At 59.1% G+C, this 533-nt stretch carries 2 protein-coding genes; both read right to left on the bottom strand.

Annotated elements, in window-relative coordinates:
• Positions 1 to 187 (bottom strand): biotin carboxylase N-terminal domain-containing protein (locus B3V69_RS11930; protein ID WP_296446809.1); only part of this gene is annotated, 187 nt, incomplete at its 3' end.
• Positions 188 to 284: 97 nt separating this feature from the next.
• The coding region (locus B3V69_RS11925) for a carboxyl transferase domain-containing protein (RefSeq protein ID WP_296446807.1) at positions 285 to 533 on the bottom strand (249 nt) is incomplete at its 5' end.

Genomic DNA, 533 nt, shown 5'->3' with positions numbered 1-533 from the left:
CCAGCAAATAGCTCTCGCGACTGGGCGCCGGTCCAATGTTGACGGCCTCGTCGGCCAGCATCACGTGCCGTGCGTCTTTGTCCGCGTCGGAGTAAACCGCGACGGTTTTGATACCCATCTTTTGCGCCGTCTTGATGACGCGGCAGGCGATTTCGCCCCGGTTGGCAATCAGTATTTTTGTAAACATATTCTTTTCCTTCAATTTCCCGTTCGGGCTGAGGCGGTCGTTGCCCATCCGTTCGGGGAGATACCCTTCGACAAGCTCAGGGCGAACGGCTACAGGGTCACAGCGGAATGTTGCCGTGTTTGCGCCACGGGTTCTCAAGCTTCTTGTCGCGCAGCATCACCAGCGAGCGGCAGATGCGTTTGCGGGTTTCGTGCGGCAGGATCACGTCGTCAATAAAGCCGCGGGCACCGGCCACAAACGGGTTGGCAAAGCGGGCCTTGTATTCAGCTTCTTTCGCGGCCAGCTTGACCGGGTCGCCCTTGTCCTCGCGGAAAATGATTTCCACCGCGCCCTTGGCGCCCATCAC

This window comes from Rhodoferax sp. UBA5149 (assembly GCF_002413825.1).
In the GTDB taxonomy this organism is placed as follows: Bacteria; Pseudomonadota; Gammaproteobacteria; order Burkholderiales; family Burkholderiaceae_C; genus Rhodoferax.
Note: the sequence above shows the minus strand (reverse complement) of the source record. Positions and strands in the feature narration are given on the sequence as shown.